The sequence below is a fragment of the Aerococcus viridans genome, from assembly GCF_001543285.1.
Classification (GTDB): domain Bacteria; phylum Bacillota; class Bacilli; order Lactobacillales; family Aerococcaceae; genus Aerococcus; species Aerococcus viridans.
In genome coordinates this window covers 1,110,709-1,137,529 of record NZ_CP014164.1, presented here as the reverse complement: position 1 = coordinate 1,137,529, position 26,821 = coordinate 1,110,709, and the positions used below count along the sequence as shown (strand labels likewise).

Below are 26,821 nucleotides of genomic sequence, written 5' to 3'. Positions count from 1 at the left end.
TTCACCTATTAAGTGATGAAAAAAGAACCCCATTCTGATATGGTAAAGGTGTCTAAACCAACCATAAGAAAGGAGTTCTCTTCATGATTAGCTTACACAAAAACCAGGTAAAATTCAATTCAAACATAATCATTTCGCATACAGGTGGTCGTTTATCGAGTGATTCGGGTTTAGTCTTAGTTAAAGAAGTAATGGATACCTTCAAGTTTTCTGATTTGGCAAAATCACTTCTGGACATTAAAGACAACCGTGCTTACTACACGCATGATAATTTAGCGATATTAGAACAGCTCATTATGCAACTGATTGCTGGTTATTCGGCAGACTCGTCAGCTAATCTGTTACGACATGATCCAGTCTTTCAAATGGTGTTAGGCAGAAAACAATTAGCCTCACAATCGTCAATTTCACGGTTTCTGGATCGTTTCACCACAGAAAATGTGGGTCAATTACAATCATTAAATCAGTCGCTCATTGATAAAGCGCGTTTGATTCGCAATGACACCGAGTTAATCATTGATCTCGATTCCACTCATTCAGATACCTTTGGCCATCAAGAACAAACAGATTATAATGCACATTATCAAACCTACGGCTACCACCCATTAGTTGCCTTTGACGGACTGACTGGAGATTTCTTAAAAGCTGAACTGCGTTCAGGTAATCAGTACACATCTAAAGGGGTGAAAGCCTTTATCGACCCATTGTTACACCACTACAATGAATCCATACCGAATAGTGACATATTGGTTCGTGGAGACAGCGGCTTCGCAACACCAGAGGTGTATGAGTCTTGTGAAGAAAATGAAAGTCAGTATGTGATCCGATTAAAGAACAATCGGAGGTTAAGTCAATTAGCTGAGCAATCCGTTCTTTACGGGGATAACCAAAAATGGGAAGATCGGGAAGTTCAGTATTTTTCAATGCCTTATCAAGCACAATCATGGTCGAACCCCCGTCGTGTCTGTATTCGATCAATCCGTGAAGCAGGAGAACTCCTCTTTCAACACGCATTCATTGTGACTAATCTATCCGATAATGTCTCACCTGAAGTCATATTCTCTCTTTACGGCAAGCGAGGGACAATGGAGAATTTCATCAAAGAAGCGAAAGGTGGCTTTTATTTCGATAAAACAGATAGTCCACGCTTCTTAGAAAATCATGTCAGAATGATGATTAGTCTGCTTGCATACAACCTCATCAACTGTCTAAAGACTATCGGCTTTGATAAAAAGAACCAAGGGATGACTATTCATTCCATCCGACTAACATTGCTTAAAGTTGCCGGAAAACTCATTAAAACAGGTAGACAAGTCTATCTCAAACTGTCGAGTTATCATGTGTATCAAACTGAATTTTATAAGGTTTTTGAACGCCTACGGCGATTTAGGCAATGGATTTAGGCTAGTTATCGTAAAAATTTTTAATCTATTTTTCCAAGGGGTCAGTCTGCCCTTAAATAGACAAATAATTTTTATTATAGCCTTCTTCCGTAGATATCCTGTTCGAAAACACATTATTTTGGAAGAATGTATCAGCCTAATTTAAATATAGGCACTTTGTTCAAAAAAATAGCTTAAATTTAGAGCTATGAATTATTCAGGAATAATTAAGAAATCAATAAAGTTAAAGCCATGCACGCTGTGATGTGTTTGGCTTTTTACTTGCCTTTAGGCAAGGGAAGTGACCAATGAGATAACATTTCTAACAAATGGTGTTTTATCCTTCAGTGTACGTTCCTTAAAAGCCGTGGCACCAATGAGAGCCAAGGTCTCTCTACTTTGAAATCGAGCCTTAGTCTCGATTTCATGCTTGTTCACGGCTAAGGACGTATACTTTCAGTCCTCTTTATTCTCTTTATTCAAAAATATACCACTATCCCTGGGTTAACTTGCTATCCCCTCAAATGTATATGGTTTAGGATTGGATGGTTTGTAATTTAATTTGAATTGGACTAAAATTCTTGCACGTAAATGATGGAAGTTCGAATATCCAAAACCTGTTCGTTTAATTAATTTAATTTTATTGTTAATACCTTCGGTAGGACCATTTGATACAGTATATTTTAAGGCGTTGTGTATATAAGGCAAGAATTTGACTAATGTTTTGATGGTTCTTCTCGTACGACTTGGCAAAGTGTGGTTCTTAGTCCCATGTAAGATTTCATTAAAAATATTGATATCATGAGTTGAAATGGCATATTTTAATTCATTCATCAGGGTATAAGTAACTAAAAGTTCGTGTGAGATACTCAAAAGATAATCAACAATACGTTGTTCTGATATTGCTTCACCAAATTGACGAACATAATGTGTATCCGTGAAATTTAAATCTTCAGCATTCTTTAACAACAATTTCCATTGTTTTTTGAGTTTTTTGAGTTTTTTGTAGTCCGATGGACGGCTTGTTTTGATAGCATTCATCACTTTAATACGAATAGAATTGATTGTTTCATTCAACAGCTTTACTATATGGAATCGATCAATGACAATCTTCGCATTAGGGAAACATGTGCGAATGACCTCTAGATAAGGTGTATATAAATCAATCGAAACTGTCTTCACGCTGTTTCGGGCAGTCCAGGTAAAAGAAGAAAAGTAATCGATGAGCGACGCTTGTTTTCTATCAACGACAATATCAATTAGCCTTCTATTATGCGTGTCCACAAGGACAGCACTCATTGCATTGGCTACACGATTAGTCGATTTAAACTCATCTACACCGAGGTGATTCGGGAGATAATTTCCCTTAGGTGATAGTCCCATACTTGCTTTCATTAAAGTTCTGGCCACTGTTGGAGAAGAGACATGATAACGTTTAGCGATTAACCGCATAGATTGCGTTTCAATCAATTCGGAGCTAATTTGACTTTTAATGGTTTTAGAAATACAGCAAAATTTTTCAACTAATGGTGTTTCAGCGATAAAAGTTTGTGCACAGTGTTTACAATAAAAGCGTTGCTTCTGTAATTTAAGTAAAACAGGATTAGTAGCTGTGTTCGGTAATCTAATGATAGCTGGTTTAAAGCCATGTTTGATGATATCTTGATTACCAGTATTCTTTACACCACAGTGCATACAAGCCTTAGGCTTGTACGTAAGAACCCCATGTAAAACGAAATGATTTATTTCATGATACTTTTCAAGTGGCAACAGATGCATAGATTTTGGTATTGTAATATCGATATTATTGTCGAAAATACCGCAGAGTTGTTTTATAATAGATGTATGGGACATGATCTTTCCTTCTTTCTGTATTCGTCGTAGTTTACATGCATTAAGGATATCATGTCCTTTTTGCGTACACAAAAATAGTGTCAATGAGATTCAACATGAAATCTCACCAACACTATTTATTATAGAACCAATTTTTATTGTTTTGGTAGGCGTTTTGTTATAGGCTGAGCTTAGAGAAAAACGATAATTACTTAATTTAGTATTCATAACTAGATATTAGTAGCAGTCTTCGCTATAATGAAAGATATGAACATTTATTCGCGTATCTCGATCAAGAAAATGAATAGTTGATAAAGGAGAGTTTTATGGAAGAAGTAGTCATTGTTGCAGCGAAACGTTCTGCAATTGGAAAATTTGGTGGCCAATTTAAAGGCATCTCAGCAGTTGAATTAGGGGTAGAAGTATTAAAAGAAACACTCGCTTCAATTGACTTAGACCCAACAAAAGTTGAACAAGTGATCTTGGGGAATGTATTAAGTGCAGGACTTGGCCAAAATGTTGCGCGCCAAGTCGCCCTAAAATCAGGTTTGTCTAATGAATCAACTGCCGTAACCATTAACCAAGTTTGTGGTTCAGGATTGCGTACTGTCATGATGGGCGCACAAGCTATCATGCTTGGTGACGCTGATATTGTTGTCGCAGGTGGTACGGAAAATATGACTCGCGCACCATACGTGGTTGATTCCGCTCGTTGGGGTCAGCGTATGGGTAACGGTCAAATGATTGACACTATGCTACACGATGGGCTAACTGATGCCTTCTCAAACGATGCGATGGGGATTACAGCAGAAAATATTGCGGACCAGTACGGGATTTCCCGTGAAGCCCAAGATGAATTTGCAGCCGCTAGCCAAGTCAAGGCTGTAGCAGCGAAAGAGGCTGATCGTTTTGCAGAAGAAATTGTCCCAGTGACTATCCAACAAAAAAATGGCACGCAAGTGGTGGCTGAAGATGAAGGGCCACGTTCGGGTATTACAGCAAAACGTTTGGGTAAATTGCAACCAGCCTTTAAAGAGGAGGGAACAGTGACAGCAGGTAATTCATCAAGTATCAATGATGGAGCAGCAATGCTTGTCTTGATGTCTAAGCGTAAGGCTGATGAACTAGGGCTTAAACCCATGGTATCTATTGCTTCTTACGCAACGGGTGGGGTAGATCCTTCTATTATGGGGACAGGCCCAATCCCAACAACGATCAAGGCCTTAGAAAAGGCCAATATTACAGCAGGAGACCTAGATTTAATTGAGGCCAATGAAGCCTTTGCATCCCAAGCTTTATGTGTAACCACAAGCCTAGAATTGCCAGCTGAAAAGGTTAACGTGAACGGTGGGGCAATTGCTCTTGGTCATCCGATTGGTGCGTCAGGCGCCCGTATCTTGGTAACTTTGATCCATGAAATGCAAAAACGTCAGTCAGTTTATGGTTTAGCGACCCTATGTGTGGGCGGCGGTCAAGGGGTATCCGTCATTGTAAAACAAGAAGTTTAACAAGTAGTGTGCACTTGCACCTTTTTCAACCTTTAAAGTCCTGCACAAGCAAATGATTTGGTCTCAAATGAGTCCATGGTAAACTAAGATTATAACTTAGAATTTGAAGGGAGCTATTCGATGACAATACCAACTTATACAGCGCATGATGGGACCAAAGTCCCACAAATCGGTTTTGGTACCTACAAACTTAAAGGATATGATGGGGTAGAATCTATCCAGTCAGCCTTAGAAGCAGGGTACCGTTACCTAGATTCAGCCTACAACTATGAAAATGAAGCAACAGTAGGTGAAGCTATTCGCCGATCTGGTATTCCAAGAGACGAGATTCAAGTGGCTTCAAAATTACCTGGTCGTTACCACAAATACGATGATGCCCTAGTGACTATTCAAGAATCATTAATGCGGGCTAACTTAGACCACTATGATTTTTACTTGATTCACTGGCCAAATCCAAAAGAAGACCACTATGTTGAAGCTTGGCAAGCACTGATTGAAGCCCAAAGTCGTGGCTACATCAAAAATCTAGGTGTCAGCAACTTCTTACCAGAACATATTGACCGCATTGAGCGTGAAACTGGCGTCTTACCAGTGGTTAACCAAGTAGAAATGCACCCTTACTTCCAACAAAAAGCACAACGCGCTTACCATGAGGAGAAGGGCATTATTACTCAATCTTGGTCACCTTTTGTTCGGGCAAATGAAAAAATTGATGAATCAGTTTTAGAAAATGAAGACATCAAAGCAGTTGGTGCTAAATACGGTAAGTCGGCTGGTCAAACAATTTTACGTTGGCAAACGCAATTAGGGGCTATGCCAATCCCTAAATCAAGCAAGAAAGCGCGTCAAATTGAAAACTTAGACTTCTTTGACTTCAAACTGGATGAAGAAGACTTGGCCGTATTTGACCGTTTAGATAAGCCAGATGGCCGCGCAGCCAACCAAGATCCAGCGGTGTACCAAGAATTTTAGGCAAGTATGACCTGAAATATAGTCAAAAAATCAACTTAAAAGGAATTTTTCGGATTTTTCGAAAAGTTCCTTTTTTCGAATTAATCTATGTTAAAATGTGATTATCATTGAATTCAAAAAGGAGCAATAAACGTGAATAAAATTTTAGTTTTCGGACATCAAAATCCAGATACAGATGCCATTACATCTGCTATTTCATATGCTTATTTATTAAACAAACAAGGACTTGAAGCAGAAGCGGTTGCCTTAGGACAAGTTAACGAAGAAACTGCCTATGCCTTGAATGAATTTGGTCAAGAGGCACCACGTGTAATTGAATCTATTGGAACGCAAACAGGTACAGTTGCTTTAGTAGACCACAACGAGTCGCAACAATCAGTTGCCGACTTAGCAGAAGTTGAAGTGCATTCAGTTGTTGACCACCACAAAATCGGTGATTTCACAAGTGCCGCACCATTAACTTTCATTGCAAAACCATACGGTTGTTCTCAAACAATTATTTTCGAATTGTTCCAAGAAAAAGGCATCGAAATCCCTAAAGAAATCGCTGGTTTAATGCTATCGGCTATCATCTCTGATACTTTATTATTCAAATCACCAACAACAACTGAAAAAGATAAGAAAGTTGGTTTAGCTTTAGCTGAGATTGCTGGCGTCGATGTTGAAGCTTACGGTTTAGCTTTATTGAAATCAGGTACAAACGTAGACGCTAAATCTGCAAGTGAAATTGCTGATGGCGATGCCAAATCGTTTGAAATGGACGGTAAACCAGTACGTATTGGTCAAATCAATGTTGTCGATGTTGACGATGTCTTGAAACGTAAAGACGAAGTGATTTCAGCAATGAAAGACTTAGTATCTGAAAACGAATATGCTGCATTCTTATTAGTGGTGACAAACATTTTAACAAGTGATTCAGAAGGTCTTTTAGTAGGTTCTGAAGACTTTATGAAACATGCTGAACAAGCCTTTGGCGGTCAAGTGAATGACAACCAAATTTCTTTACCAGGCGTTGTATCTCGAAAAAAACAAGTTGTACCACCATTAGAAGCAACATTTTAATTAAGATTTTTAGGTAAAATCGCGAAGTGCCTTCCAAACAATATGTTTAGGAGGCATTTTGTGCATTCTCACCATAACTTTTATCGCAAGTTTTAGGAGGACATATGGATATTGTCGTTGTAGGAGGGGGAAAACTCGGGGAGGATATCCTTCATGGGTTAATTAAAGAAGGTCACAACCTGACCTTAATTGATAACGATCCGAGGGTCATTGATGATTTAATAGATGAGGTGGATATCAAGGGGGTAGTGGGTAACGGTGTTGACGTTGAAGTCCAACGTCAAGCCAATGTTCAAAACGCCCAAGTGTTTATTGCGGCTTCTCCTCATGATGAGGTCAATATTATTTCTGCCATGATTGCCAAAACTTTGGGAGCAGAGTTTTTAATTGTCCGCGTGCGTAACCAGGCCTTTACAGCGCAACAAGGTTTTATCCAATCCAACCTTGGCATTGATTACCTGATTAACCAGGATAGGGCTGCAGCAAATGATATTATTCAAGTCATCGATTACCCGTCAGCAACCTTTGTGGAGCCTTTCTACCATGACCGTATGCACCTGATTAAAGTGCGGATTATGGAGAAGTCACGAATCGTCAACCAGTATATTCGAGACATTCGTCGTTTTATTCCAGAAGTGATTGTGGTGGCAGTTGAACGTAACGGGGAAACCCTTATTCCAGATGGAAATTCAATCTTATTATCAGGGGACTTTGTAGAGATTTTCGCCAAACGTAAAGCTTTACAGGACTTTTTCGTTGCTGCTGGCCATAAGAAAGTCAAACGATATCGATCCGCCCTAATTGTTGGGGGAAGCCGGATTAACCACTATCTGATTCCAGTACTCCATGCTAGGGGGATTCATACCCGTTTGATCGAGCTGGATAAGAACCGGGCTTCTGAATTAGCTAATCAATTTACTAATACAGAAGTTATCTATGATGATGGAACTGACCAGTATGTCTTAAATGAACAGCGAGTAGAAAATTTTGACCTCTTGCTGACCCTAACCAACTCAGACGAAGAGAACTTGATGGTGTCTTTATACGGGAAAAATGCCGGCGTTCGCAAAACCATTACCAAGGTCAACCGTCCAGGGTTAATCCGGTTGATTGATGATAGTAAACTAGACGTGATTTTATCTCCTAGAAAGGCAATTGTAGATGCGGTAACCCGTCATGTTCGCTCAATTGCCTCTACTCAATCCGATAAGTTAGAGCACTATGCCCGTTTATCAGACAATAAAACAGCCGTCCTAGAATTCGTGTTGAGCCCAGATTGTAAAATCCTTGGCACACCGATCAAAGATATGACTTTTAGACCAGGTTTGATGATTGGTTTAATCGTCCGCAACAAGGAAATGGTTATTCCAAGTGGGGACGATACCTTTATTCCTGGTGACCATGTCCTAGTTATCGATACCGAAGACCAAATTCGGAACTTTAATGACATCGTGGTAAACAAGAATAGGAGAGATAGCGAATGAATTGGCCCTACATTCAATATTTAATTGGCCGGCTACTCATGGTCTTGTCGCTATTGATGCTGCCATCATTATTAGTAGCTGTCATCTACCAAAACGGTATCAAAGTGATCTTATCCTTTGTCATCTCCATGGTCATTACCTTTATTGTCGGTAAAGTCATGTCCTTTAGACAACCAGAGAAAGACGTGTTCTTTGCCCGAGAAGGTTTCGTATTAGTCTCCTTATCTTGGTTTTTGATTTCCTTGTTTGGGGCCTTACCATTCTATTTGTCAGGCGCTGTCTATTCCTTTGTCGACGCCTTATTTGAAGCGGTATCCGGTTTTACCACCACTGGGGCCAGTGTCCTAGTCGACACACTTGATGTATTACCCGAATCCTTGATGTTCTGGCGGTCCTTTACCTTACTGGTAGGGGGTATGGGGATGTTGATTTTCCTCCTTTATATCGTCCCAAATATGGGAGCAAAAGGGGTATACGTCATGCGAGCGGAGTTACCGGGACCAACGACAGGTAAGCTTGAATCTAGGGTCTCTTCATCGATTTATATCTTATACTTTATTTATCTATTTCTAACGGTCGTATTCGCGGTCTTACTTTGGATGGCCGGTGTACCATGGTTTGAATCCATGCTACTGTCTATGGGTACGGCCGGAACAGGGGGCTTTAACATCTATCCTAGCTCCATCGCTCATTACGATTCAAGGGCTGTTGAAACGATTTTGTTGGTCGCCATGTTTACCTTTGGTTTAAATTTCAACTTCTTCTACCTTGCTTACGAAAGGCGTTGGAAGGAAATCCTTAAAGACGAAGAGTTGAAATGGTATATTTATATCATTTTAGGGGCCTTAGCCATTATTTCCTTTGCCTTAATCCCTTATTACGATAACTTCTTCCGTATGATACACGATGTGCTCTTTAATATCGTGTCCATCATGTCAACTACTGCTTATACCACCGTAGATATCTTGCAATGGCCGACAGCTGCCCATACCACCATTCTATTGTTGATGTTTGTCGGTGGCATGTCAGGGTCTACAGCGTCCGGTCTTAAAGTTATCCGTATAGGCATTTATTTGCGGTCTATTAAACGTGAAATCCAGCATTTACTTGCACCAAATAGGGTGATTCCTATGACCTATAACGGCAAACGTATCGAGAAAAATGTCCACTACGGAATTGTTTACTATCTGATGACCTATCTAGCCGTATTCGTTTTAATCCTGGTGGTCCTGTCATTTGATGCACAGAATTTTTCATCCGCATTCTCAGCGACTATTGCCACTATCTCAAATATCGGTGGCTCCCTTGATTTACTAGGGCCGTCACAAGATTATGCGTCCTTGTCTGATTTTTCAAAAATCGTCATGTCAGTAGGGATGATTATCGGCCGTCTAGAAATTTATCCAGTGGTCATTTTATTATCCAGATCCACTTGGCGAAAATTCTAACCACCACTTGTATATACAATTTTGTTTTAATCTGGTTAAAACAAACGGGGTTGCGCTATTTAAGCGCATCCCTTTTTTATAGGTTTATCGCCACTTTTGGGACTTGACGTCAATTTTTTGCAATGCACATTTGTATTTTTATTGACCAATCTCTAGCATTTTTTATTTACATAGCGTATACTCACTTTGTAATGAAAGCGCTTATTTAGCAATTTTTTATTAAGTAGGAGGAATTATAATGAGTGAACAAGAAAAATATATCATGGCGATTGACCAAGGGACAACTTCATCACGTGCAGTAATCTACAACCATAAGGCCGAACCTATTGCTTCAAGTCAGAAAGAGTTTGAGCAAATTTTCCCTAAATCTGGTTGGGTAGAACACAATGCGATTGAAATTTGGAACTCAGTACAGGCAGTAATCGCTGGTGCATTTATTGATGGTGGTTTACGTCCTGATCAAATCGCTGGTATTGGTATCACTAATCAACGTGAAACCACAGTTGTATGGGAAAAGGATACCGGTCGACCAATATATAATGCAATTGTTTGGCAGTCTCGTCAGTCCGCGCCAATTAGTGATAACTTAATTGAGCAAGGGTTAAAAGACAAAATTCAACAACATACTGGTCTAGTGGTTGACGCTTATTTCTCTGCTACTAAGATTCGTTGGATTTTAGACCACGTTGAAGGTGCCCAAGAGCGTGCTGAAAAAGGTGAATTGCTATTTGGTACAATCGATACTTGGTTGCTTTGGAAATTAACTAATGGAGAAGTTCACGCTACTGACTACTCAAATGCTTCTCGTACGATGCTAATGAACATTGAAAAGCTGGAGTGGGACGATGAAATGTTAGCTATGTTAGACATTCCAAAAGCCATGATGCCAGAAATTCGCTCAAACTCAGAGGTTTACGGACATACTGTTGGCTTCCATTTCTATGGCTACGAAGTACCAATTTCTGGTATGGTAGGGGACCAACAAGGGGCATTATTTGGTCAATTAGCAACTGAAGAGGGTACAGTGAAATCAACTTACGGTACTGGTGCCTTCATTGTCATGAATGCTGGTAGTGAGTTAAAATTATCTCAAAATAACCTTTTAACAACAGTAGGTTTCGTGATTGGTGACAAGGTAACTTACGCCTTAGAAGGGTCTGTATTCGTGGCTGGTTCAGCTATTCAATGGATCCGCGATGGTTTAGAGTTAATTGATAACGCTTCTGAAACTGAAGCTTTAGCTAACCAATCTACAAATGAAGATGAGGTATACTTAGTTCCAGCCTTTACTGGTTTAGGTGCACCATACTGGGATTCTGATGCACGTGGTGGTGCCTTTGGTATCACACGCGGGACAACAAAAGCTGACTTTGTAAAAGCGACTTTACAATCAATTGCATACCAAGTTCGCGACATTACTGATACAATGAATAAGGATACTGGTATCGATATTCCATTGCTAAAAGTTGATGGTGGCGCAGCGATGAATGGTTACTTGATGCAGTTCCAATCAGACATTACTGGTATTGAGATTGCTCGTGCTGCTAACCTTGAGACAACAGCCTTAGGTGCTGCTTATCTAGCTGGTTTAGCTGTTGGTTACTGGAAAGACATTGATGAATTGAAATCGTTTACTCAACCAGGACAAACTTTCGAACCTAAGATGAACAATTCACATAAAGAAGATTTATATGCGGGTTGGACTAACGCAGTCCGTGCAACACGTGCTTACTCACAATACTTTAAAGAAGAAGCAAACGACTAATACATAGGAGGTATAGTTTAAATGTCTAAATTATCATTTAAGTATAGAAAAGAAACAGTCGAACAATTAAAAGAAAACCAATATGATTTATTCATTATTGGAGGCGGTATCACAGGTGCAGGTGTAGCGATTCAAGCCGCTGCATCAGGCCTAAAAACGGCCTTAGTGGACATGCAAGACTTCTCTGAAGGAACTTCAAGTCGTTCAACTAAATTAGTACACGGTGGTATCCGTTACTTGAAAAACTTCGACCTAGAAGTGGTTTCAGATACAGTAACTGAGCGTGCAACTGTACATAACATTGCACCACATATCCCGCAACCAGATCCAATGTTAATGCCTTTATATGACGAACCAAAAGTGACTTTCAATCCATTACGCTTACAAATCGCTATGGATATCTATGACTCACTAGCTGGTGTAAAAGATTCACAATACGCCAACGAAATGTTGTCTAAAGATGAAGTATTGAGCCGTCAACCAGACTTAATGGCTGAAGGTTTAATCGGTGGTGGTAAATACCTAGATTTCAACAACAATGACTCACGTTTAGTGATTGAAAATATCAAACAAGCAAATGATGATGGCGCTGATTTATTAAGCCACGCAAAGGTTGTTGGTTTCGAATATGAAAATGACAAAATAGTTGCTGTTAAAGTTGAAGATTTACTATCTGGTGAGACATTTACAGTGAAATCTCATGTTGTGATTAACACGACTGGTCCTTGGTCAGATACAATCCGTCAATTAGACGGGTCTGATAAGAAACCAGCGCAAATGCGTCCAACAAAAGGTGTGCATTTTGTCGTAGATAAATCTAAATTAACAGTATCGCAACCAATTTACTTTGATACAGGCGAACAAGATGGCCGTATGGTCTTTGTTTTACCTCGTGAAAATAAAACCTACTTTGGTACAACAGATACTGACTACACAGGTGACTTTGAACACCCAACAGTGACTCAAGAAGACGTTGATTACCTATTACGTGTTGTTAACCACCGCTTCCCAAATGCCAACTTATCTATCAATGATATTGAAGCTTCCTGGGCAGGCTTACGTCCCTTAATCGATTCTAATAACGCCTCTGACTACAATGGTGGTGACGCTGGTCGTTTATCAGAACGTACATTTGACGAATTAGTGGCTTTATTCGATGACTACAGCAAAGATAAAGTTGAACGTAGTACTGTTGAAGATAAGTTGCAAGATTTAGGTTCTAATACATCAGAACGTGGTGATGGCAGTCCATCAAGCGTATCTCGAGGATCTGATTTATCAGTAGCTCCATCAGGTCTATTCACTCTTGCTGGTGGTAAAATTACTGACTACCGAAAAATGGCTAAAGGGGCAATGGAAAGAATTATACCTGTTGTAACTGACATCACAGGTAAATCTTACGAATTGGTTCAGTCATCAACTTACCCTATATCTGGTGGTCAATTTGATCCAAATAGCTATGAAACTGCTATGGAAAAATTTGCAAATGTGGGAGTAGCTCGTGGTTTAACTTATGGTCAATCACTTAATTTAGCTAAGTTATATGGTTCAAATATGAACCGTGTGATTTCATACCTACCAGTAGCCAAAGAATATGCAGCTAAATATGACTATCCAGTTGATATTGCTGTCAGTCTAATTTATGCCTTAGAGGAAGAAGGGGTATACACACCATTAGACTTCTTCGCTCGTCGTACAACCTTCATGCTGTTCCAACATGACAAAATGCTTGCAGTTAAAGAGGCGGTTAGCCAAACGATTGTCGATTACTTTGGTTTAGATCAAGCCACTGCGGATCAACAGAAAACAGCACTAGATGAAGAAATTGCTAAGGCTGAATTACAGTACTTAAAATAATTTATATTTTATTGCAAATATTCTATAAATAATATATTATTATTAATAAAAACACAGGAGGTTTTAATATGGATGGATTTATTGGTGAATTAATTGGTACTTTTTTACTGATCTTATTAGGGTGTGGGGTTAATGCTGGTGTAAACTTAAACAAATCGAATTCCAAAGAAAGTGGATGGATTGTCATTACTATGGGTTGGGCTTTAGCCGTTACAATCGGTGTATACGCTTCTGGTTTCTTATCAGCGGCCCACTTAAACCCAGCCGTTACAATCGCATTTGCCGTAAATGGTTCATTTGCTTGGGCTGAAGTTGTGCCTTATATCGCTGGTCAAATGATTGGGGCAATTTTAGGTGCTGTGACAGTTTGGTTAGCTTACCACGAGCAATTTGAAGCAACTAACGAAGAAGGTTCAATCTTAGGTACCTTCGCAACTGGTCCGCAAGTTGAAAGTCCTGTATGGAACTTGATGACTGAAATCATCGGTACTGCAGTATTAGTGATCGGTGTTATGGCCTTAGGTGCAAACCAAATTTCAGACGGTTTAAACCCGATGATTGTTGGTATCATAGTAGGGGCGGTAGGTCTATCACTAGGTGGTCCTACAGGATACGCCATCAACCCAGCACGTGACTTAGGCCCTCGTATTGCCCATGCCTTCTTACCAATTTCAGGTAAGGGTGGTTCTAACTGGGGCTACGCTTGGGTTCCAATTGTAGGTCCTATCATTGGTGCAATCATTGCAGCCTTAGTATATAACTTGGTATTATAATAAAATTTCAAGTATAGAAAAAATCCAGAACGTTTGTTCTGGATTTTTTGTTTGGTTATTTTTACATTTTAATCAAGAGGGCGAATGTCTTTTTCCAGGTAGACGACGTCTAGCCATTGATCGAATTTGTAGCCCATGTTCTTACAGACACCGAATTGTTCAAAGCCGTGTTTCTTGTGGAATTTTAACGATGATTCGTTGGTTCCTGTGACTTGTGACACGAGTTTATAGATATCAGGGTAATTGTCGATGACTTCTTGTTCTAGCGCTTGATATAAGCGACTACCAATGCCTTTAGCCTTAACATGAGCATCTAGATAGATAGAAATCTCTTTAGAAGGTCGGTAGCCTTCATAGGCACCAGCGTCAGAGGTGTAAGCAAAACCGATGACTTGGCCCTCATAATCAGCCACTAGAAAGGGATTGATCCCAATACGTTCAGTAATTTGTTGTTCCTTTAAGGAAACGTCAGTTAGGGCGATTCTAAAAGAAATGGTAGTATTTTGAATGTAATAATTGTAGATAGCCGTTAACTGAGCTGCATCAGCAAGTTCAGCAGGACGGATGAGCACTTGATCATTTTCTATAGTATCTATAGTCGTTTCAGTATAAGATAAAGGGTCTGTCATAAAAAGATCTTCCTAACTTTTTTAGTTTAATACCATCATATCACTAGAGATTAAATGAGGCTAATACAAAATATTGTCAACGGATGATAGGTAGAACACATCATAAATTGGACATAGAGATTTGGTATTTAAAATGCATGTTACTTTAAATAATATATGTTATGTAAACTAAAATATGTAAACAAATATCTACAGGGATACTCATGGCTACACAGACGATTTCTGACGCATTTTAGCTTTGTTTATATGGATCACTGTCATAGACTGTTTTAGATTTACCATCAGCTTTCCAACAAAGCATGTTTTTATTTTTGTGCTATTCACTTCAATTACGATACTTTATAGCGTTAAAGTTCTCGATTTAATTGATTTTCAGCAATTCTAATCAACTTCTTTATCTATTCGGTGCTATCAATCTATGATTTAGAACGTATGTTTGGTATACTTATTTGTAGTATTTGAAGGAGTTTTATATATGGACAATTACTTTGATAAGGAATCTTTCTACGAACTATACGCCGACTATCTATCACAGAAGCAATCCAGCACTAAGGAAAGCTATTTGAAGAATATCAAACCATTCTTTATTTATCTGGAAAAACAAGCGATCGTGCATCCAACTTATCATGACATTGAACGCTATTTTGATGATTTAATCAATCATCCAAGTAAGACCTATATCTTAATCAATGATATAGATTATGATGAGGTCTCTGAGGAGCAACGTCGTGCACTGGACCAGTTTCGCTATAAAGATCGGACCATTAAGTCATACCGTAACATGCTCAACCAGTTCTTTAAATGGTTAGAACGGGAAAATCTATATGAGAATATTGTGGCTAGAGCCAATAATAATATCCCTGTACCACACGGACACGCTAAGGATGCACTAGATATTGAGGACGTTGAAAAGTTGCTAGATTACCTTAAATCAACCACTGATACACTAATCGGCAAACGTAATTATGCACTTATATTACTTGCTGTCACTACTGGGTTAAGGACCATTGAACTCAGTAGAGCCAATTTTGAAGACGTGCAACGCCGCGGTTTGAACACTGTAATCTATGTACAAGGTAAAGGTCGCCGTGAAAAAGATGAATTCGTCATAATTCCCCGTAAAACCAAGGAAGTTGTAAGAGATTATACACGCTTCCGTGAGGACCAAGGTATCATGATTAATACCGACTTAGCGCCATTATTTGCTTCACACGGTAATCGTAATAAAAGTGGTCGTATGTCAGCTCGGTCAATTTCTAGAGTGATCGCGAATGCTTATGAAGCTGTTGGGATTCATTCATCTAAAATTACGCCACATTCACTGAGACATACCGCTGCAACCTTAAGTTTAATTAACGGCGGTAACTTACGGGAAACGCAAAAATTGCTACGACATTCTAGTGTTCGAACGACCGAAATCTATGCCCAAGATTTAAATGAAGACTTGAATACTTCTAGTCAGTTGATTGAAGATCTTATTGACCAATCAAGAATTCTCAAAGATTTAGAAGATAAAAGTAAAGATAACAATTTGCGAAATCCCTAATCAGTAACCACAAAAGCCCCCCTCTCTTAATAATAGAATTGGGGGGCACTTACTGAAGATATTGAATAAATGATGGAATGACTTTTTATAAATAGCTAGGGCATACGTTTGCTATTTTAATTCCTCTTCTATGTCCGCTAAGGGTAATTAGCAGACATAGAAAGTATATTCATTTGCTATATTCTTTGTTTATATTTTCGCTAATAAGTCGCCTAGATATTCAGCTAGTGCTAACATGCCAAATTTTTGTGCAACTTCTTCTGCGTCTGCATTATAATTTGTATTGGTGTTAACGTCGTAAGCCCATTTTTGTCCATCTGCCGTTACAATAAATTCTACTGCTGCTACCTGGATATTTTCTGCTTTTAGGAAGCTTTCAATTTTATGAATTTCTTCTTTGCTTAATACCCCCTCAACAATTTGGAATTTATCTGGTGTAGATTGGACCTGCCCTTCACTTGGAATTTGGCAATTATCTGCTGGGCACAATTCAAAACCATCTGAAGAATCGATGCTGACAACATAATGAAATTTACCACCAATAAATTCTGACCGGTACACCCTACCATTTACTGGCTTAACGTAGGCTTGAAGTAAACTAATCCCATCAACTGAATCTTCAAAAAAATCACTATTAACATAGTCTTCTAGCTCTTCAATTCGGTCAAATAGGTTTACCCCAAGCCCTTTACCTGCCCGGTTGTGTTTAATAATAAATGGGAAAGTATCGAGTTTTTTAGCTGCTTGGATAATTTCTTCTTTACCAACTGCAGCAATCGTTTTAGGCGTTTGGATACCTGCTTTTTGTAAGGCTAAATACTGCTTAATCTTGCTGACTTCAAGTTCAATTGCGCGACTACCGTTCACCACTGTGGCCTGATGGCTTTCTAACCATGGTAAAACTTGACTAGTTAATTCAGGTGCATAGCGGTGGTCTCTTGTGTGTGACGAAGCAGAAATCCGATTATAGAAAACGCCTACTGGTGGTGTCTCTTGAATGTCCACTATCCCTGTGTCTAGAAACCAAGTGTCATAAGGAATAGACAGTTGGTCTAGTCGTTTAGTTAAATGTTTTGTCCAATCATCGTTTTCGTGGATGATATATACTTTCTTATCGGTCAAATTTTTGCGCCTTCTTTCTTTTTAATTTTAGTGAATTCTGACAATTGTGCGTCTTCTGTTTTGGCAATAATAGTCGCTGCTAAAGCATTTCCAACCACATTTAAGGCTGTTCTACCTGCATTTGCGAAGAAATCAATGGATACCAGTAAGGCAACTGCTTCAGATGGTAAGCCTAATTGGTTTGCCGTAGCAAGAAGCACGACAATGGCCCCTGATGGTACTGTAGCGATTGTTTTAGTAATAAAAGTAAGAAATACTACTAAAACGACAAAATCAGAAATTGTTAATGAAGCATCATATATGTTCATTATAAAGGAAATAGCCAAAGATACATAGATAGCTGCACCACCTAGATTTAGTGTGTAGCCTAGGCTCGTTACGCCAGATGAGATCACTTTTGGGACTTTATTTTCTTCTAAACGTTCGATAAGTGAAGGTAATACCACGCTTGAACCGCCTGTAAAAAAGGCGATAAAACTCAAGTCAGAGATGGATTTAAATAATGAAATATAGGATACCCCGAAACAGTAAGCAATGATGGGATAGATTACTAAGGCGGCTGTTAGGTATGCGATGTATAGCCAAAATAGGAAACTGAATACAGAAGAAATACCTGAAATTCCATATATTGCAACGTCATAGGCTAGGAATCCGAAAACCCCGATTGGTGCAAATTGTATGGCATAGTCAACCATTTTAAAGATGGCCGTTTTCCAAGAATTAAAGAAAGCGATAACTGGCTTTGCTTCATCACCAATTGCGATTAGGCCTATACCGAGGAAAATAGCAAAGAAAATGATTGGCAATAAGCTACCATCAGCTAAAGTTTGAAAGATATTGCTTGGGATAATACTCAAGACGAAATCTTGTAAGTTAATCCCAGTCGCAATCCCATCAAGTGATTCGGTAGAGATTTCACCAAGTGCTACATCACCACCAACATTCACTAGTCTACCAAATACCAAGGTCAAGCCGATCAAAAAGGTGGTTACGAGGAAAAAGTAGCCAATTGCCTTAAAGATGACCTTCCCTAGTTGATTCCCACCACCGATTTCTACCACTGATAAGACAATTAATGGGAAAACGAGTGGCACGACGAGCATTTGGATGAGGTTCATAAAGAGTTCCCCCAGAATACCAAAATGACCACTGATGCCTGGGAAAAAGTACCCAACGGCGATACCTAAAATGGCAACTATGAGTATCTGTACCAATAAATTAGGTTTTTTAAACATACATATTCCTCCAATCATTTATCAAGACCTACTTTAGTTTGTTAGCAATAGGTCTCTAATAGCTTGTCTCGTAGTATAGCACTCAAGATTTTATAGTAAATAATCGAATATCGGTCATTATTGGTCTAAAATTGAAACATATTAATTACCGAACAGATGTGATGTAGTGCATACATTGTGAAGTATGGCGGAAATAAAGACAATTTTTATAAATTTCCTAAATAACGGATATTTTAATCGTTTTAGTTTCTGTAATATTGGCAATTAAATATAATTTCCGTTATAATGGATATCAAGGAGGTGCCTCATGTCTAAAAACTATATAGCGATTATCGGTGACTTAATTGATTCAAAAAAATCAGCTGACCGAGAAAGCTTACAAGAAAACTTATTAGAAAGTTTTGCTACAATTAACCAAAACTACGGTGCCATCATCGCTTCAAAATTAACGATAACCTTAGGTGATGAATTTCAAGTGTTGATTAAACCTCATCACCAAGTGTTTCAAATGATAGATGACATCCAACGACTCATTCCCCACCCCATTCGCTTTGGGATTGGTTACGGGTCAATAGCCACAGAGATTGATCCTGAAGTCAGTATAGGCGCAGATGGCCCTGCATACTGGCACGCTAGAAGCGCCATTGAATCAGTCAAGCAACACGATTACAGCGGTAATTTACGTCAAGTCTTTACTGGTCTAGAGGGAAAAGATGACACCATCAATACCCTGCTCTTACTGACGGATACTATCCGGTCAAGTTGGACTAAAACCCAGCTATATGTCTTCAATGGACTTTTAGAGACGGGGATTTACCAGCAATCATTTAATCAAAAAGCACTTGCTAAAAAATTAGAATTATCACCCTCAGCTTTAAGTAAACGACTAAATTCAGCCAATATTAAAATCTATCTAGCTGGAAAAGAACAGCTGGCACGTTTCATTCAGGAGGTCGATGATACTGATTCATAATGCCATCACACTCGTATTATTAATTGCCCACTTTCTAGGTGATTACCATTTTCAAAGTGAGAAACTGTCAGAAGCCAAGAGAAAGAGTCACGCCGCTCTTGCTAGACACCTAGCTATCCATGGATTACTTTTGTTTATATCATGGTTACTCACTTGGCAGTCGAATATGATTCTCTTATTTTCAGCTGTATGGCTAGGACATATCATCATTGATTTACTGAAGGTGACCCTACAGCGGAAGTGGATATTCCAGGCAGAACCGATTCCTTATATTTATCTGATTGATCAATTGCTACATATTTCATTATTTTACTAAACGCTTGTACAAACGAAATGAAGTGGTCTACGCAACCAATACAGAAGCCCGCTATTTTCTCTTTGTATTAACTGGTAAAGTAAAGATCTTTAGATTATCAGAGTTGGGAAACGAACAAATCATCCGGATGATTGCACCGATGGAATTTACTGGTGAACTAGCCCTATTTGAAGGTATCCGCAAGGCGCATGCCGTAGCTATGGTTAAAAGTGAAATTTACCTGATTGAAAATCAACAATTTAAACAACTGCTGGTGGACTACCCGCAATTATCCCTTAAGATGATTGAAGCCCTGTCTCAGCGCCTACACGCTTCAGAAGAGCAATCCATGTTGTTATCTACTTGTACCGCAAAAGACCGGTTATTCAATTTCATTTGTAAGGAAGCCGAGTTGGTGAATGGCCACCAAATATTCTATCACGAGGAAACGAAGCGGTTTTTAGCAGGATTTTTAGGCATGTCATCTGAAACACTTAGCCGGTCCCTGCATCAATTAGCTGATGAAGGCAAGATTAAAGAACGGCATAACCATCAGATTGAAGTCTTTTGTTGAGAAGTATTGAGTTAAATTCAACTTCATAAACGTCTATAAGCATCGAACCTTCACTTTAGTTGGAAAGGTTCGATGCTTTTTGCAAGTAGATGCTATTCGCTACTTCAGCAGTTTGTTGTTCAGCACCTGAAAAATAACCAATTTGTGTTAGTAAAGCACCGGCTAAGAAACCAGCAATCGCTTGACCTACTTTGCGTGTAAATGAGTAAACTGAGTAGATTGTACCATCTTTACGTGTACCACGTTTGAAGTAGAAGTCATCAATAACGTCTGTTACGTAAGCGTGCATTGATATAGTGTAGTAACCCATAACTATACCCGCAACGATAAGTAAGATGGCAAATACTAATGGATTTTGAATGCTTAATACGAAAGCAAGGACATAGATGAAGCCTGCACCGATTAGTGCGAATGATCCGGCTTCTTTTTTACCAAATTTTTTCGTAATTGAACTTACAAATGATGCGATGAATAAGGCACTAAAAGTCATACCTGCAGTGGCAATTGTTGCTAAAAATTGGGCAAAATAAAAAGAGTAAGTGAGCTTTGACACTCAATTACCCTTTTCTTCTATAGTGATTTCGATTTATCGTTTCACATTATTGATTGGCTTTACCATTTTCGTAGAATAACACTTGCTCATCTGCTGGTACCATTGACCCACCAGTTGCCCATGCGATATGGGTCATGTTAGCTACTTTATCTGTTAAGTTCTTATGATGCAGATAGTTTTGCCCTGCTTCAGTAGTGAAGAGTCTTTGTGGACCAACTAATCCTGCTGTGGCTGCTGGCTCTACAAAAATATCTTCTACATCTTTCAGTGTTGTTAATAGGCGATTAGACTCTTTGTCAGTCAATGTATAACCACCATCAAAGATACCTGACATTAATTTAGCCACGATTTGAGAGGTTCTAGGTACTGCTAGACCGTCCATAACGGTTAAGCCATCAATCCCAAAGTCATAGACTGAGATATCTGCAAATTTCTTAGAGATTAATCCTAGTAACATAGATGGTACATGAGTTGGTTGAGCAAAGAAGCAGTGAACATGATCCCCGTAAATTTGTTTCAAACCATAAGTAATACCACCTGGACTACCACCCACACCACATGGTAGATACACCATAAGTGGATGGTCTTCATCGACAACGATTCCTTGATCAGCTAACTGTTTTTCTAGTCTTGACGCTGCAGTTGTATAACCTAAGAACAATTGAATTGAATGTTCGTCATCAATAAAATAAGCATAGGGATCTGATTGAGCTGATTGACGCCCTTGGTCTACGGCTTCTGTGAAGTTGGTCTTATGTTCGATTACTTGGACACCGTGACTTCTTAAGTAGTCTTTCTTCCATTGTTTGGCTTCATGAGACATATGGACTTGGACTTTGAAGCCGATTTTGGCAGACATCACACCTGAAGAAATCCCTAAGTTACCTGTAGTCCCAACAACTACAGTGTACTGTTTAAAGAAATCTTGGAATGTCTTAGTCGCAAATTTCGAATAGTCATCGTCATAACCTGATAATAATTTCTCTTCAAAGGCTAATGCTTCAGCGTGACGTAAGACTTCATAAATAGCACCGCGAGCCTTAATGGTACCGGCAATCGGTAATAAGTCATCTCGTTTTAGGAGCATTTGACCCGGAAACGAAAAATCATAATTGGTTTCTAACGCTGTCTTGAATTGGTCAATGTCAGAAATTGGTGATTCAATCAGACCATCTAAAGCAACCGTATCTTCGAAGACGGATTTGATAAATGGTGCAAATCTTTTTAATCGAGCTTCTGCGTCTTTAATCTCTAGGACTGATACATCCAGCTGCCCCTTTAAATTCTTGAAAGGTACATGGCTATCATTCTCCCAGAAAACCGGTTTACGGTCACGAATATCACCTAATGTTCTTTGATTCACTTGTTCTCTTGTTTCATATATAGATTCTGTTGACATATCTATCCACCCTTCATATTATTCATTTTGTATAATGCACAATTTTCAACTCGAAAATTATAACGATATTTTCCACGTTCGTCAATAAATCCAGATAGTTTAGACAATCCTCATTTGGAATTGCTTTTGATTTGGTCCTTATTTATAATGGATTAGACGAAGTAGTGATGTTTAATTCAATATCATGAAAAATAAATATCTTAGATAAAGCGGACTGTTGGGACAAGCTAGCCAGTATATTGACTTAGCCGTTGTCCGTCTCCCAATATAACATTTTAAACTTACAAAAAATCACAAAATTAAATGATCCACTAAAGGAGAAAGACATGTTAGAAAACGAACGTATTGAGATTGACCGCCTTGACCGAGAAATCGTGAAATTATTTGAAGAGAGAACGAAATTGGTTGAAAAGGTAGCTGAAGTTAAGCTAGCCAATAATAAAGATATTTTGGATGCTGGTCGTGAAGCGTTAGTCATTGAGAGAGTTCAAGGCTACTTAGAAAACCCTGAACTAAAAGAAGAATTAGCTGATTTATATACTGAAATCATGCGTATTTCTCGCGGTCATCAGCAAACCTGGATGGCCAAACAAGCAGAAAAATAATCGTAAAATAAAAACGGCAACTTTCATAATGAGCTGGAGTTGCCGTTTTTGTTTTATTTTAAAATCAATTCTTTTAACCAAGCTTCTGCCAAAGGTATCCATTGCGCGGCAGTTTTATTCACTTGATTGGGCGTGGTTGCAGAAAGCTCGTTAGCCACTGAAAGGCCGTGTGGTCCTTCTTGGAAGATATGCATTTCAAACGGAATTTGATTTTCTTCTAATGCTAAGGCTAGTGATAAGGAATCACGTACATTAACAACATCATCTTCACGTGTTGCCCAAATAAAAGTTGGTGCAGTATGTTCATTCACAGTAGCTGGGACAGAATAACGTTCAATTTCTGCTTCACTAGGTAGTGGTTTTCCAAAGCAAGCTAAAGATATAGCTGTTGCATAGGCCTTGATATTTGGGTCAGGATTGGCAATGTTTTGGTGATAATAATAGGCAATATCAGTTAGGGCGTAGGCAGAAATATTAAATGCTGGTTTCAAGGCTTTGCCCTTCAAATTTGTTGCATTTTGAATCACATCTTCATGCCATACATTACTGTACATCCCGGTATTGTGACCACCAGCAGAAAATCCTGCTAGGCCAATCTTATCAGTATCAATGCGCCACTCAGTCGCATGTTGATGCAAAATTTCAAATGCCTTAGCAGTTTCTTGTAGCGCATGGGGGAAAATAACATCAGGTTTAACCGGAAATTGCCCTTCTGCAATGATTTCTGCAGTTGTTTTCCCTTGCCCATAGACCGAATATCGCAAGACAAATGCGTGAAAGCCCATAGCATTAAATGCCAATGCCACTGGTTCAGCTTCTCTATCTGAACAGTACATATATGAACCACCGGGACAGATAATCACGGCCGGTCGTTCAATATTCACATTACTTGTGCGGATTGGATCAATCACGTAGCTAGTTAAGGTCACATCATCACGATCATTATATAGCTTTATTACTTCTTTTTGCATCAGACGTTCTCTCCTCTAAATTTCATTAATGCCATTATAGCATTTGATTTTCATTAGAGAAAAAGAAAACCCCCGTCTCCAAATAGCAAGAAACGGGGGCATGAAAAGTTTAAGAAACGATACCTACCGATTGAATAAATCGATTAAAGCCATCTTTTCCTGCTGGTGTATCTTTATACACACCAGCATCTTCTAAGACGCGTACAAAAACATTTGCAATTTCATCTTTTAAAATAGTATGCACTGTATCTGGAGTAAAAGTATGGTGATAATTTTGCTTTAATTCTTGTGCCCATGTTAAATGGTAAGCTGCAATATTATTTTCTTTATCTAATAGATAGTCAGCAACTGCCGAGATTTCATCTTTTAAGCGTGGTGGTAATATAGCTAAGCCCATTACTTCAATTAAACCGATATTTTCCTGTTTAATATGTTGCACATCTTGATGTGGATGATAAACGCCATCTGGATATTGTGATGAAGTATGATTATCACGTAAAACCAAATCTAGTTCGAATTTGTCCCCATTTTTGCGGGCGATAGGTGTAATTGTATGATGAGCTTCGTCCCCTGTATATGCAATTACATCTAGATTTGGATCTTCATATGTTTGCCAAGCCAGTCGGATTTTATCGGCCAGGGTCACCAAATCTCCCCGCTCTTTTCCTTGTAGACTTATCACAGACATGGGCCATTTGACAATCCCAGCTTGGATGTTTGGGTAACCTTCAAACGTGAATTGACTTTCAAAGGGCGCCTTAGCCATAGGGAAATCATGACGTCCCGTTTGATAATGATTATGCGTTAGAATTGAACCTCCTACAATCGGCAAATCGGCATTAGATCCAGCAAAATATCCAGGAAAAATAGCTACAATGTCTAATAATTGTTCAAATGTTTGTTTTGAAATGACCATGGGGACATGCTGTGTGTTTAATACAATACTATGCTCATTGAAATAGGCATATGGTGAATATTGGAACCCCTAATTGAAGACGAATAATTCTGTGGTTAGCGCGCGCCGGATGGTTGATTCTGCCTTGATATCCTTCATTTTCCATGCATAGCTGGCAAAGAGGATAACTAGAAGATTGCGCTTTTTTGGCGGCAGCGATTGCCTTGGGATCTTTTTCAGGTTTTGATAGGTTAATGGTAATTTCCACTGGTCCATAGGCCGTTTGACTTGTATACGCAATGTTCTTAGCAATGGCCCCTACTTTAATATAGTCATTACGTTGACTCAGCGCATAAAATTCCTGGATGGCCTCTTCTGGAGAAATTTGATAGGTATCCCAAAAGTGTTGATTTAAAACACTAGGGGCTGGCGTGATAAAATCCATTAATGCAGCGCCTAAAGTATCTCGCTCTTCTGTTAAATCCCCTACTTTTCCGTTGTCAACAGCAACATCTACTAAGGCATCACGTAAGGAAATAAGGGTGGTTCTAGTTGTTTCTTGATTGGCACCTGCCTCACCAGTTAATGCTAAGATTCGATTGCGTAAATAAAAATGATCGTCTATTGTATAATCACTATTTTCAATAACCTGTGTAACAAAGGCATCAATTAGTTTTGCCATGTCATCATCTCCTTGTTAGTACACGCGCGCCACTTGAGATTTCTGCGATATAAAATTGTGGTGGATAGCCGATTGTTTCAGTATATACACACCCTATTTGCTCTTTAAAAGCATCCACCTTGTCTTTTGCGACGATGGCAATGCCACATCCTCCAAAGCCTGCGCCCGTCATACGCGCGCCTAATACCCCCTCCTGTGCCCATGCTGTATGGACCAAGGTATCTAGCTCGATTCCGGTAACTTCATAATCGTGTTCTAATGATACATGGGAGGCATTCATTAAGCGACCAAATGCTAATAGATCCCCAGTTTGCAATGCTTGTCGTGCAAGTGACGTTCGTTGGTTTTCCCAAACATCAAAAGACGACGAATATACCAAAACAGCGACAAAAAATTGCTGTTGTCCAATGGTATAGTGAGCAAGAAGAATTAAATGATTTATATTATTACGCTATTCGGATTGGGATAGAAAAACGTGCCGAAGATTTAACCTATGATATTGTCCGTTATTTCAATAATCAAATTATTCAAATTGCTGATGATATTGCTGGAATTATTGCCATCGGTAAATTTTCTAATCAACAAATTAAACGGTTAGAGTCCTATAATCGCAAATTGGTTTTTGTGGATTCAGATACCTTAAATGCTGGTCATCCCTGTGTGTCAACTGATTTTAATAATGCCGTGATTCAAGTATTAGATTATTTTATGCAGCATGGGTTAACATCAATAGGTATGATTGCCGGTGAAGAGAAAACGACAGATGGTAAGGAACAGTTAATTGATCAACGATTCAGAACTTTCCGAAACTATGCATCTGAACTTGGTGTTTACCATACAAAATATACGTATATTGGTGATTTTTCAGCACAAGCTGGGTATGATTTGATGAAACAGGCCATCACTGAACATGGAGAAGCCCTTCCACAGGCTCTCTTTGTAGCTAATGATACATTAGCTATTGGTGCTTTACGTGCCCTTCAGGAGGCACGTATTGCTGTCCCTGAACGGGTGAGCCTTATTTCATTTAATGATACTCCGTTGACGAAACAGATTTTCCCCGCCCTATCCAGTGTGACCGTTTTTACCGAGGAAATGGGTCGAATTGCTGTGGATACCCTGAATCGTCAATTGATAAACCCGGAAGTAGTACCTACTATGACTAGACTTGCCACTCGGTTAACAATACGTGATTCTAGTGTATAAATATCAAAAAAAGGTAACCACAAACGATTGCGGTTACCCTTTTTGATATTAT

At 39.0% G+C, this 26,821-nt stretch carries 22 protein-coding genes and 2 pseudogenes; 15 read left to right on the top strand and 9 right to left on the bottom strand.

Features of this window, described 5'->3' with window-relative positions; genetic code table 11:
• Window positions 1–83 precede the first annotated feature (83 nt).
• Window positions 84–1,403: an IS1380 family transposase gene (locus tag AWM76_RS05475; RefSeq protein ID WP_060779355.1), complete on the top strand. Its 1,320-nt coding sequence runs from the start codon at window positions 84–86 to the stop codon at window positions 1,401–1,403.
• A 483-nt stretch (window positions 1,404–1,886) separates the two neighbouring features.
• Here the strand turns inward: AWM76_RS05475 and AWM76_RS05470 are convergent, their stop codons facing one another.
• Window positions 1,887–3,236: an ISL3 family transposase gene (locus AWM76_RS05470; RefSeq protein ID WP_060779354.1), complete on the bottom strand. Its 1,350-nt coding sequence runs from the start codon at window positions 3,234–3,236 to the stop codon at window positions 1,887–1,889.
• Window positions 3,237–3,541: 305 nt separating this feature from the next.
• Between AWM76_RS05470 and AWM76_RS05465 the strand changes: the two genes are divergently transcribed.
• From AWM76_RS05465 to AWM76_RS05430, 8 genes are all read left to right on the top strand, one after another.
• Window positions 3,542–4,723, top strand: a complete 1,182-nt coding sequence (locus tag AWM76_RS05465) for an acetyl-CoA C-acetyltransferase (RefSeq protein ID WP_003142634.1) — start codon at window positions 3,542–3,544, stop codon at window positions 4,721–4,723.
• A gap of 120 nt (window positions 4,724–4,843) precedes the next feature.
• Window positions 4,844–5,695 (top strand): aldo/keto reductase, encoded by an 852-nt coding sequence (locus AWM76_RS05460; RefSeq protein ID WP_003142636.1) that lies wholly within the window; start codon window positions 4,844–4,846, stop codon window positions 5,693–5,695.
• A 132-nt stretch (window positions 5,696–5,827) separates the two neighbouring features.
• On the top strand, window positions 5,828–6,757 hold the full coding sequence (locus tag AWM76_RS05455; RefSeq protein WP_003142637.1) for a manganese-dependent inorganic pyrophosphatase: 930 nt from the start codon (window positions 5,828–5,830) through the stop codon (window positions 6,755–6,757).
• Window positions 6,758–6,861: 104 nt separating this feature from the next.
• Window positions 6,862–8,241, top strand: coding sequence for a Trk system potassium transporter TrkA (gene trkA, locus AWM76_RS05450; RefSeq protein ID WP_003142639.1), 1,380 nt, complete (start codon window positions 6,862–6,864; stop codon window positions 8,239–8,241).
• Window positions 8,238–9,689, top strand: a complete 1,452-nt coding sequence (locus AWM76_RS05445) for a TrkH family potassium uptake protein (RefSeq protein WP_003142640.1) — start codon at window positions 8,238–8,240, stop codon at window positions 9,687–9,689. Before trkA ends, AWM76_RS05445 begins: the two co-directional genes overlap by 4 nt.
• 238 nt (window positions 9,690–9,927) lie before the next feature.
• Window positions 9,928–11,454 (top strand): glycerol kinase GlpK, encoded by a 1,527-nt coding sequence (glpK, locus tag AWM76_RS05440; RefSeq protein WP_003142641.1) that lies wholly within the window; start codon window positions 9,928–9,930, stop codon window positions 11,452–11,454.
• Between the two features lie 21 nt (window positions 11,455–11,475).
• Complete coding sequence (gene glpO, locus AWM76_RS05435; RefSeq protein ID WP_003142642.1) at window positions 11,476–13,311, top strand: type 1 glycerol-3-phosphate oxidase; 1,836 nt, start codon at window positions 11,476–11,478, stop codon at window positions 13,309–13,311.
• A 68-nt stretch (window positions 13,312–13,379) separates the two neighbouring features.
• The gene (locus tag AWM76_RS05430) at window positions 13,380–14,084 is read left to right on the top strand and encodes an MIP/aquaporin family protein (protein ID WP_003142643.1); all 705 of its coding nucleotides are present in this window, start codon (window positions 13,380–13,382) and stop codon (window positions 14,082–14,084) included.
• A 68-nt stretch (window positions 14,085–14,152) separates the two neighbouring features.
• Here AWM76_RS05430 and AWM76_RS05425 read toward each other — a convergent pair whose 3' ends face one another.
• Window positions 14,153–14,713 (bottom strand): GNAT family N-acetyltransferase, encoded by a 561-nt coding sequence (locus AWM76_RS05425; protein WP_003142645.1) that lies wholly within the window; start codon window positions 14,711–14,713, stop codon window positions 14,153–14,155.
• A gap of 475 nt (window positions 14,714–15,188) precedes the next feature.
• Here AWM76_RS05425 and AWM76_RS05420 point away from each other — a divergent pair, with 475 nt between their 5' ends.
• Complete coding sequence (locus tag AWM76_RS05420; protein WP_003142647.1) at window positions 15,189–16,259, top strand: tyrosine-type recombinase/integrase; 1,071 nt, start codon at window positions 15,189–15,191, stop codon at window positions 16,257–16,259.
• 189 nt (window positions 16,260–16,448) lie between these two features.
• On the opposite strand, the gene AWM76_RS05415 is transcribed toward AWM76_RS05420, so the two are convergent.
• Both AWM76_RS05415 and AWM76_RS05410 read right to left on the bottom strand, forming a co-directional pair.
• The gene (locus tag AWM76_RS05415) at window positions 16,449–17,381 is read right to left on the bottom strand and encodes an ATP-grasp domain-containing protein (RefSeq protein WP_003142648.1); all 933 of its coding nucleotides are present in this window, start codon (window positions 17,379–17,381) and stop codon (window positions 16,449–16,451) included.
• Window positions 17,378–18,616, bottom strand: a complete 1,239-nt coding sequence (locus AWM76_RS05410; protein WP_039935682.1) for a dicarboxylate/amino acid:cation symporter — start codon at window positions 18,614–18,616, stop codon at window positions 17,378–17,380. Before AWM76_RS05410 ends, AWM76_RS05415 begins: the two co-directional genes overlap by 4 nt.
• A gap of 307 nt (window positions 18,617–18,923) precedes the next feature.
• Between AWM76_RS05410 and AWM76_RS05405 the strand changes: the two genes are divergently transcribed.
• The 3 genes from AWM76_RS05405 to AWM76_RS05395 are packed head-to-tail and all read left to right on the top strand — an operon-like array spanning window position 18,924 to window position 20,458.
• The gene (locus tag AWM76_RS05405; RefSeq protein ID WP_003142651.1) at window positions 18,924–19,589 is read left to right on the top strand and encodes a SatD family protein; all 666 of its coding nucleotides are present in this window, start codon (window positions 18,924–18,926) and stop codon (window positions 19,587–19,589) included.
• Window positions 19,573–19,905, top strand: coding sequence for a DUF3307 domain-containing protein (locus AWM76_RS05400; RefSeq protein ID WP_003142652.1), 333 nt, complete (start codon window positions 19,573–19,575; stop codon window positions 19,903–19,905). The genes AWM76_RS05405 and AWM76_RS05400 overlap by 17 nt, the downstream gene beginning before the upstream one ends.
• Window positions 19,871–20,458 (top strand): Crp/Fnr family transcriptional regulator, encoded by a 588-nt coding sequence (locus AWM76_RS05395; RefSeq protein WP_335338908.1) that lies wholly within the window; start codon window positions 19,871–19,873, stop codon window positions 20,456–20,458. Before AWM76_RS05400 ends, AWM76_RS05395 begins: the two co-directional genes overlap by 35 nt.
• Before the next feature lie 55 nt (window positions 20,459–20,513).
• Here the strand turns inward: AWM76_RS05395 and AWM76_RS05390 are convergent, their stop codons facing one another.
• Together AWM76_RS05390 and AWM76_RS05385 are read right to left on the bottom strand one after the other, a co-directional pair.
• A complete protein-coding gene (locus tag AWM76_RS05390) occupies window positions 20,514–21,011 on the bottom strand; it encodes an MFS transporter (RefSeq protein ID WP_003142656.1) in 498 nt (165 codons plus the stop codon).
• Between the two features lie 46 nt (window positions 21,012–21,057).
• The gene (locus AWM76_RS05385) at window positions 21,058–22,410 is read right to left on the bottom strand and encodes a D-serine ammonia-lyase (RefSeq protein ID WP_003142658.1); all 1,353 of its coding nucleotides are present in this window, start codon (window positions 22,408–22,410) and stop codon (window positions 21,058–21,060) included.
• A 326-nt stretch (window positions 22,411–22,736) separates the two neighbouring features.
• Between AWM76_RS05385 and AWM76_RS05380 the strand changes: the two genes are divergently transcribed.
• Window positions 22,737–23,015, top strand: a complete 279-nt coding sequence (locus AWM76_RS05380; protein ID WP_039935686.1) for a chorismate mutase — start codon at window positions 22,737–22,739, stop codon at window positions 23,013–23,015.
• Between the two features lie 53 nt (window positions 23,016–23,068).
• Here AWM76_RS05380 and AWM76_RS05375 read toward each other — a convergent pair whose 3' ends face one another.
• From AWM76_RS05375 to AWM76_RS05365, 3 genes and pseudogenes are all read right to left on the bottom strand, one after another.
• Window positions 23,069–23,986 carry an alpha/beta hydrolase gene (locus AWM76_RS05375; RefSeq protein WP_003142661.1) on the bottom strand — a complete coding sequence of 306 codons (918 nt, stop codon included), beginning with the start codon at window positions 23,984–23,986 and terminating at the stop codon, window positions 23,069–23,071.
• Between the two features lie 109 nt (window positions 23,987–24,095).
• Window positions 24,096–25,563: pseudogene (galT, locus tag AWM76_RS05370) on the bottom strand (UDP-glucose--hexose-1-phosphate uridylyltransferase).
• A gap of 4 nt (window positions 25,564–25,567) precedes the next feature.
• Window positions 25,568–25,918, bottom strand: a pseudogene (locus AWM76_RS05365) (galactokinase); the annotation flags it as partial.
• On the opposite strand from AWM76_RS05365, the gene AWM76_RS05360 reads away from it, so the two are divergent.
• A complete protein-coding gene (locus AWM76_RS05360; protein WP_003142665.1) occupies window positions 25,855–26,769 on the top strand; it encodes a substrate-binding domain-containing protein in 915 nt (304 codons plus the stop codon). The pseudogene AWM76_RS05365 and the gene AWM76_RS05360 overlap by 64 nt on opposite strands.
• The last annotated feature ends 52 nt before the right edge of the window (window positions 26,770–26,821 follow it).

Coding starts and splice junctions, on each gene's coding strand:
- AWM76_RS05400 (WP_003142652.1), top strand. CDS start 19,573: ATGATACTGATTCATAATGCCATCACACTCGTATTATTAATTGCCCAC.
- AWM76_RS05425 (WP_003142645.1), bottom strand. CDS start 14,713: ATGACAGACCCTTTATCTTATACTGAAACGACTATAGATACTATAGAA.
- AWM76_RS05465 (WP_003142634.1), top strand. CDS start 3,542: ATGGAAGAAGTAGTCATTGTTGCAGCGAAACGTTCTGCAATTGGAAAA.
- AWM76_RS05475 (WP_060779355.1), top strand. CDS start 84: ATGATTAGCTTACACAAAAACCAGGTAAAATTCAATTCAAACATAATC.
- AWM76_RS05405 (WP_003142651.1), top strand. CDS start 18,924: ATGTCTAAAAACTATATAGCGATTATCGGTGACTTAATTGATTCAAAA.
- AWM76_RS05420 (WP_003142647.1), top strand. CDS start 15,189: ATGGACAATTACTTTGATAAGGAATCTTTCTACGAACTATACGCCGAC.
- AWM76_RS05470 (WP_060779354.1), bottom strand. CDS start 3,236: ATGTCCCATACATCTATTATAAAACAACTCTGCGGTATTTTCGACAAT.
- AWM76_RS05385 (WP_003142658.1), bottom strand. CDS start 22,410: ATGTCAACAGAATCTATATATGAAACAAGAGAACAAGTGAATCAAAGA.
- AWM76_RS05360 (WP_003142665.1), top strand. CDS start 25,855: ATGCTAATAGATCCCCAGTTTGCAATGCTTGTCGTGCAAGTGACGTTC.
- glpK (WP_003142641.1), top strand. CDS start 9,928: ATGAGTGAACAAGAAAAATATATCATGGCGATTGACCAAGGGACAACT.
- AWM76_RS05410 (WP_039935682.1), bottom strand. CDS start 18,616: ATGTTTAAAAAACCTAATTTATTGGTACAGATACTCATAGTTGCCATT.
- AWM76_RS05460 (WP_003142636.1), top strand. CDS start 4,844: ATGACAATACCAACTTATACAGCGCATGATGGGACCAAAGTCCCACAA.
- glpO (WP_003142642.1), top strand. CDS start 11,476: ATGTCTAAATTATCATTTAAGTATAGAAAAGAAACAGTCGAACAATTA.
- AWM76_RS05445 (WP_003142640.1), top strand. CDS start 8,238: ATGAATTGGCCCTACATTCAATATTTAATTGGCCGGCTACTCATGGTC.
- AWM76_RS05430 (WP_003142643.1), top strand. CDS start 13,380: ATGGATGGATTTATTGGTGAATTAATTGGTACTTTTTTACTGATCTTA.
- AWM76_RS05380 (WP_039935686.1), top strand. CDS start 22,737: ATGTTAGAAAACGAACGTATTGAGATTGACCGCCTTGACCGAGAAATC.
- AWM76_RS05375 (WP_003142661.1), bottom strand. CDS start 23,986: ATGCAAAAAGAAGTAATAAAGCTATATAATGATCGTGATGATGTGACC.
- trkA (WP_003142639.1), top strand. CDS start 6,862: ATGGATATTGTCGTTGTAGGAGGGGGAAAACTCGGGGAGGATATCCTT.